This is a genomic window from Clostridioides sp. ZZV15-6597 (assembly GCF_020657815.1).
GTDB lineage: Bacteria > Bacillota > Clostridia > Peptostreptococcales > Peptostreptococcaceae > Clostridioides.
The window spans coordinates 1-7,597 of record NZ_JAGWCT010000149.1 but is presented as its reverse complement, the minus strand read 5'-3'; the positions used below and the strand labels follow the sequence as shown (position 1 = coordinate 7,597).

Below are 7,597 nucleotides of genomic sequence, written 5' to 3'. Positions count from 1 at the left end.
ATATATAATAAAGCGGTATAGCTTAGATAGCTATACCGCTTTATACAAATTATAATTTATAATAATTTTACAACTTAACTCTAAATTAACTGCTTTAAGTAAATTCTAGATTACAATACCTTTTACAAAGTTTATTCTAAAACATACTTTTTATACTTGTTATATTCTATATTACTACATTCTACATCTAAAAGAGTTCCCTCTTCCATATATTCTGTATTTATGACACTTGTATTATTATTAAAGTAAGAAGCTACATGCCCTTCACTGTACGGAATCAAAAGCTTACATCTTACATAATCTTTAAATATACTATCACAAATACATTTTATCATTTTGTCTATATTTATATTTTTTTTGGCTGAAACAAATATCCCTTCCTTGCCTATATCATCTACAGTATCATTTAATAATTCTTCCTGAACTAAATCAATTTTATTGTAAACATTTATTATAGGGATATCATTTGCACCAATTTGCTTTAAAGTATCTTCTGTTACTTTAATATGATTTTTATAGCTTGGATTTGAAACATCAATAACATGTAATAACACATCTGCTTCGCATGCTTCTTCTAATGTTGACCTAAATGCTTTTACTAAATCATGTGGTAGATTACTTACAAATCCAACTGTATCAGACAATAAAAATTCTTTATTATCTGGAAGAACTATGTTTCTAATAGAAGTTTCTAATGTCGCAAATAGCATGTTTTTTTCAAATACTTTCTTTTCTTCAGAGTTTTTAAATATATCAACTAATTCATTCATTATTGAAGATTTTCCAGCATTTGTATATCCAACTAAAGCTACATTTGGAAGATTCGATTTTTTTCTCATATTTCTTTGAGTTTCTCGTTGGAATTTTAAATCATCTAATTCCCTGTTTAGAGAAGTTATCTTTTCTTCTATTCTTCTACGATCAAGCTCTAATTTCTTTTCACCAGAACCTCTATTTTTAGTACCTACTCCACCACTTTGACGCCCTAAATTTTCATTTGAGCCTATAAGTCTTGGTAACATATATCTTAAGCTTGCTACTTCCACTTGAAGCTTGGCTTCTCTAGTTTTTGCCCTTTGTGCAAATATATCAAGTATTAATGCTGTTCTATCTATAATTTCACAGTTAAATTTTTCTTCAAGGTTTTTAAGCTGTGATGTAGAAAGCTCATTATAAAATACAACTATATCCGCTTTTTCTTGCTCTATTAAATTTAATAATTCTTCAACTTTACCTGTACCAATATAATATGCTCTATTAACCTGCTTTGCATTTTGAGTTATACTTCCTACAACATCAATATTACATGCTAAACATAAGTTTTCAAGCTCAATCACTAGTTCATTAAAATCCTCAGATTTATTATTTATATTTAGTCCTACTATTATTCCTTTTTTTGCCATATCCATATTCTCCTTATATACTATTTTTTATTTAATATATAGCACGAGATTATGGCTCTATAATTAAATTCGTTAAGAATTTGCTTGTTTAATTTTATCCTTAAATTATACTTCTAATTTAATATTATAATAACCATAATCGTGCGTTATTTTCTTAATCTTATATAAAAAATCACTTTAAAACACCTCTCCTCAATTATATTATGTAGTTTTTTCAATAAAAAAACTCCTTATAAATCTAAGTAATACAAAACAAGCTACTTACATTATAAGAAGGATTAAAATTCTAAATATATATTAAAAATATGCCAATCTAGTTGACTAATATGTGATTATTATATTATATTTAACCCAATTCTTAAATTTAAGTAGTTTTTTACACAACTAATAAAAGTAACTAAAATACACAACTTTACATAATTGTTAACTATTAAAATTAAATTTTATTATTAATAAAATTTAAAGAATACGATTAAATATACATTTTGATAATCACCTCCAACATTTTCCTTACTATATATTATAACAAAATACATACTTTGTAAATACATAAAAAATAGATAAGATTATATCTTACAAAATATAATCTTATCTACCTAGTTTATTCTATATTTATCTCATAACGATACTAATATTTTAAAGTAAATTCTTACTACATTGCTTCGTCTTCTTCAAATTGAGAATTGTAAAGATTAGCATAGAATCCACCTTTCTTTAGAAGTTCCTCATGGTTTCCTTGTTCAACTATATCTCCTTCATTCATAACAAGAATCATATCAGCATCACGTATAGTTGATAATCTATGTGCTATAACAAAGCTTGTTCTACCTTCCATAAGATTATCCATAGCTTTTTGAATTAATACTTCTGTTCTAGTATCAACAGAACTTGTAGCTTCATCCAATATTAAGATTTTAGGGTCTGCTAAAATGGCACGAGCTATAGTCAATAATTGTTTTTGACCTTGAGAAACATTACTTGCTTCTTCATTTAATTTCATGTTATATCCATCTGGCAATGTTTTGATAAATCTATGAACATGTGCAGATTTAGCTGCTTCTATAACTTCTTCATCTGTAGCATTTAGTTTACCATATCTTATGTTTTCCATAATCGAGCCACTAAATAACCATGTATCTTGAAGAACCATACCAAACATTTCTCTAAGCTCACTACGATTGAAATCTTTAATATTATGACCATCAATTAGTATTGAACCACTATTAACATCATAAAATCTCATTAAAAGCTTAACTATAGTAGTTTTACCTGCTCCTGTAGGTCCAACAATAGCAACTTTTTGACCAGGTTTAACATTTACTGAGAAATCATTTATTATAGTCTTATTTGAATTATATCCAAAATTGACATTTTCAAAATCAATCTTACCTTCTAAACCATCTATTGAAACTGCATTTTCAACAACTTGGTCTTCTTCTTCCTCTTCTAAAAACTCAAATACTCTTTCAGAAGCTGCTGCTGTTGACTGTAGTAAGTTAGCAACCTGTGCAATCTGAGTCATTGGTTGTGTAAAGTTTCTTACATATTGTATAAATGACTGTATATCTCCAACCTCAATTGTCTTCTTGATTGCAAGCCAACCTCCTAAGATTGATACCATTACATACCCTAAGTTTCCAATAAACATCATAAGTGGTTGCATTATCCCTGACAAAAATTGAGATTTCCATGCTGAATTATACAAACTATCATTTAATTTATCAAATTCATTAATTGCTTCTTCTTCACGATTAAATGCTTTTACTATTGTTTGACCACTATAAGTTTCCTCAACTTGCCCATTTACATTCCCTAAATATTCTTGTTGAGATCTAAAGTATTTTTGTGATTTCTTTACTATTCTTGAAATTACAAACATTGATATTGGTAATATTAAAATTGCCACTAATGTCATAATACCACTTATAGATAGCATCATTATCAAAACACCTATCATAGTTGTTACTGATGTTATAAGTTGTGTCATACTTTGATTTAAACTTTGATTTAGAGTATCTATATCATTTGTAATTCTTGATAGTATTTCACCATGTGTTTTAGTGTCAAAATACTTCATTGGCAATCTATCTAGTTTTACTGAAATCTCTTGTCTTAAATTATAGGATACTTTTTGAGAAATTCCACTCATTATGAATCCTTGTATAAAAGAGAATAGTGCACTTACCAAGTAAAGGCAAAGTAATAATGCTAAAATTTTTCCAATTGCATCAAAATCTATACCTACATTGCCTCCAGAAACTTTGCTCACTAATCCTTCAAATATCTTTGTAGTTGCCTTACCTAAAATTTTTGGACCTACTATAGAAAACGATGCACTACCAATAGCAAATACAATTACCAAAATTATTGATATTTTAAATTTAGATAAGTATGCAATTAGTTTTCGCATGGTCCCTTTAAAGTCATTTGCTTTTTGTCCTGCTCCTATAGATTTTCCCATAGGACCTTTTCCCATTCTACTCATTAGCTAGCTCCTCCTTTGAAAGTTGTGATAAAGCTATTTGTTCATAAACTTCGCAATTTTTTAGAAGCTCTTTATGTGTTCCTATTCCAACTATTTTTCCTTCATTTAAAACAACTATTTGTTCTGCATGCAAGATGGTACTAATTCTTTGTGCAACTATTAATACTGTACTCTCAGCAGTTTGTGATTTTAAAGCTTTACGAAGAGCTGCATCAGTTTTTAAGTCAAGAGCCGAAAAACTATCATCAAATATATAAACTTCTGGATTTTTTGCTATTGCTCTTGCAATAGAAAGTCTTTGTTTTTGACCTCCAGAGACATTTGTTCCACCTTGAGAAATTTCAGTTTTAAAAGCTTCTGGTTTAGAATCAATGAATTCTGTAGCTTGAGCTATTTCAGCTGCAGCTCTCATTTCTTCATCTGTTGCGTCTTTTCTACCATATTTCAAGTTGGATTCTATAGTACCAGAGAACAATACTCCTTTTTGAGGTACATATCCAATTTTTTCTCTTAAATCATGTTGAGAAACATTTTTTATATTAACTCCACCAAATAATATTTCCCCCTCAGTAACATCAAAGAAACGAGGAATTAAATTTATAAGAGTAGACTTCCCACTACCAGTGCTTCCTATAAATGCAGTTGTTTCTCCTGGTTTTGCTGTAAAGGATATATCTGTCAATATAGCTTCTTCTGCATCTGGATACATGAATGAAACATTTTTGAATTCAACAAGACCTTTTTTATCTTCTTTAAATTCTTGTACTTTTGATTTTTCTGGGTCTTTGATACTTATATCTGATACCAATACTTCATCTATACGTGTAGCTGAAACAGACGCTCTTGGAAGCATAATAGATATCATTGATATCATCAAGAATGACATTATTATCTGCATTGTGTATTGTATAAATGCCATCATATCTCCAACTTGCATTGCTCCAGAATCAACACTATATGCACCTCTCCAAACTATAAGAACTGTAATAAGGTTCATTATAAGCATCATAGCAGGCATCATACATGTCATAACTCTATTTACAAAAAGATTTGTTTTAGTTAAATTTTTATTTGCTTCATCAAATCTTTTTTCTTCATGTTTTTCAGTACTAAAAGCTCTGATAACTGGAATACCTGTAATTATCTCACGGCTTACTAAGTTTAACTTATCAACAAGCTTTTGAACCAATTTAAACTTAGGCATAACAACTGAGAATAATACAATTATTAAAGATAAAATAGCTACTACTGCAACTGCTATAATCCAAGCCATTGAAGTATTAGTATTTAAAACTTTTATTATTCCTCCTATAGCCATTATTGGAGCATAAAAAACTATTCTAAGTAGCATAACCATCAACATTTGTATCTGTTGAATATCATTTGTACTACGAGTGATTAGTGATGCTGTAGAAAACTCATTCATTTCACTATTTGAAAATGACATAACTTTTCTAAAAACTCCACTTCTTAAATTTCTTCCTACACTTGCTGCTACTCTTGCTGCTAAAAATCCAACTGTAATTGTAGCTACCATACTAATCATAGCTATACCAAGCATTTTTGCACCAGTAAGTAAGATATAATTATTTTGCATATTTTCTGTATCAATACCTATTTTTTCATATTCTGCTTTTACATATGATACTGAACTTTGTGTTATCATACTTTCTGGCATACTTTCAAAGCTTTTGCTCATCTCTTTAGTTAATTTGTCTAGTTGTTCTATTGGCATCATTGATAACACTTTAAATATATCAACTTCTCCACCTTGAGTCCCTTGTGTAGGAAGTTGACTCATTATCTGAGATTTCATTGCTTTTACTTCTTTACTATCTCCTTCAAGACCTGATACAATTAAAATAGATTTACCAAAAATACTATTTAACTCATCTATAGTATCTTTGTCTTTAGTATTTAACTCATAAAGAGATTCGTCTTTTAAATTTGGATACTTATCTTTATACTTGCTGTAATCTTCCTTATTCAGTAAAGTGTAATTATCTAATACTTTATCCTTATTATCTTTATCCATAAATAAAGTAATCTTATCTAGTTCACTTTTTCTAATTATAGATGGAACAGAGTTTTCTACTCCACCTTGCTGTATACCTATATTTACTATATTAGATGTATATTTTGGTAAAGAAAGGTCACATACTGCTTGAACTACCAATAAGCATACTATTACTACTATTGATAAGGCTGACTTCTTTAAATATTTAATTAATTTAAACATACACTTCTTCCCCTCTGTAATATTAATTAGTCTAATAGCATTAAATTGAAAAACATTGTTTTAAACCTTAAAAATATTTTTCATGCTCATGTTTATGACATCCTGCTTTCAAATTGTCTCTAACTTGCATTAGGAGTCTTCTAAGTACTATCTTTTCTTCTTCACTAAACCCTAAGAAGAATTCTCTTTCTAATTCTTTGTTAAATTCCTCTACTTTGTTACATACTTCTAGACCTTTATCTGTTAAAAAAATCCTAGAAATTCTTTGGTCCTTTTCATCTTGTTTTCTTTCTACAAGCCCAGCTTTTTCCATTCTCTTTACCATAACTGTAGTTGTAGATGCTTTTACTTTTCTTTTATCTGCTAATTCTTTTTGACTTTGGCCATTTTTCATCTTAAGAGAAAATAGTATTTGTGGCTGACCATGGTACAAACCTAATTTATCAAAATAAAAATGAGTTCTTATAAAATATATTCGCATCAATTGCAAAAAAACATCATTTAATTTTTCTTCAGAATTACTATTCATACTTACCCTCCTTATTTTTATATTACTTAGTCGGCTAATGATTATTTTACTATAACATATGCATTTTTTCAATATATTTATAAAAAATTCATATAAATTTCATTTATTAAATATTTTTTTATTAATTGATTATGATTTTAATAAATAATAGTAAGTTTTTTAATTAGCTAACTACTTATATTTTTCATTAAAAACCTTAAGATAAACCTTTTCATAAATTTATCAATAAAAAAAGTTGTCTCAAAATAAAATAAATTTTGAAACAACTTCTTATTTAATAATATATTACTTATATATTATAACAGTATATTATTTATCCTCATATCCATTTACAACAACATCTATTTTTCCAGTTTCTGGTGATATAATCAAACCATGCACAATAATTCCTTCTGGAATTAAAGGATGATTTTTTATTAAATTAATACTATCTTTTACAGAATCTTCTGCTGAATCAAATCCATGTAACCATTGTTTTGTATCAATTCCGGCACTACGAAGTGTAAGTATTACGTCATTTGATATTCCTCTATCTAAGATTTTATTTAGTAATTTATCTGTATCCACATTGCACATACCACATCCATGGTGTCCTACAACCATAACTTCATCCACATCAAATTCATAAATTGCAACTAAAATACTTCTCATAATACTTCCAAATGGATGCATTATAGTAGCACCTGCATTTTTTATCAGTTTAACATCTCCATTTTTAAGATTCATAGCTTTAGGTAAAAGTTCAGTTAATCTTGTATCCATACAAGATAAGACTACTATTTTTTTATTTGGATGTTTTGATGTTGCATACTGTTCATATTCTTTATTTTCCACAAATGATTTATTATACTCTAATATCTCTTCAAGTTTTCGCATATGTAATCTCACTCTCTATAAAAATTTTTTATATTATTATATCACTATTGGACTACAATATATAC

5 protein-coding genes are annotated in these 7,597 nt (G+C 28.0%); all 5 read right to left on the bottom strand.

Annotated elements, in window-relative coordinates; translation table 11 throughout:
- Positions 1–131 precede the first annotated feature (131 nt).
- A complete protein-coding gene (hflX, locus tag KGF52_RS19550) occupies positions 132–1,403 on the bottom strand; it encodes a GTPase HflX (RefSeq protein WP_413927408.1) in 1,272 nt (423 codons plus the stop codon).
- Positions 1,404–2,055: 652 nt separating this feature from the next.
- Complete coding sequence (locus KGF52_RS19545) at positions 2,056–3,888, bottom strand: ABC transporter ATP-binding protein (RefSeq protein WP_227434881.1); 1,833 nt, start codon at positions 3,886–3,888, stop codon at positions 2,056–2,058.
- Positions 3,881–6,127 (bottom strand): ABC transporter ATP-binding protein, encoded by a 2,247-nt coding sequence (locus KGF52_RS19540; protein ID WP_227841332.1) that lies wholly within the window; start codon positions 6,125–6,127, stop codon positions 3,881–3,883. Before KGF52_RS19540 ends, KGF52_RS19545 begins: the two co-directional genes overlap by 8 nt.
- A gap of 67 nt (positions 6,128–6,194) precedes the next feature.
- Positions 6,195–6,656 (bottom strand): MarR family winged helix-turn-helix transcriptional regulator, encoded by a 462-nt coding sequence (locus tag KGF52_RS19535; protein ID WP_227841331.1) that lies wholly within the window; start codon positions 6,654–6,656, stop codon positions 6,195–6,197.
- A gap of 309 nt (positions 6,657–6,965) precedes the next feature.
- Complete coding sequence (locus tag KGF52_RS19530; protein ID WP_227828837.1) at positions 6,966–7,532, bottom strand: beta-class carbonic anhydrase; 567 nt, start codon at positions 7,530–7,532, stop codon at positions 6,966–6,968.
- Between the last annotated feature and the right edge of the window lie 65 nt (positions 7,533–7,597).

What these genes read in the sequence shown, in the direction of transcription:
- hflX (WP_413927408.1), bottom strand. Translation starts at nt 1,403, where the DNA reads ATGGCAAAAAAAGGAATAATAGTAGGACTAAATATAAATAATAAATCT.
- KGF52_RS19545 (WP_227434881.1), bottom strand. Translation starts at nt 3,888, where the DNA reads ATGAGTAGAATGGGAAAAGGTCCTATGGGAAAATCTATAGGAGCAGGA.
- KGF52_RS19540 (WP_227841332.1), bottom strand. Translation starts at nt 6,127, where the DNA reads ATGTTTAAATTAATTAAATATTTAAAGAAGTCAGCCTTATCAATAGTA.
- KGF52_RS19535 (WP_227841331.1), bottom strand. Translation starts at nt 6,656, where the DNA reads ATGAATAGTAATTCTGAAGAAAAATTAAATGATGTTTTTTTGCAATTG.
- KGF52_RS19530 (WP_227828837.1), bottom strand. Translation starts at nt 7,532, where the DNA reads ATGCGAAAACTTGAAGAGATATTAGAGTATAATAAATCATTTGTGGAA.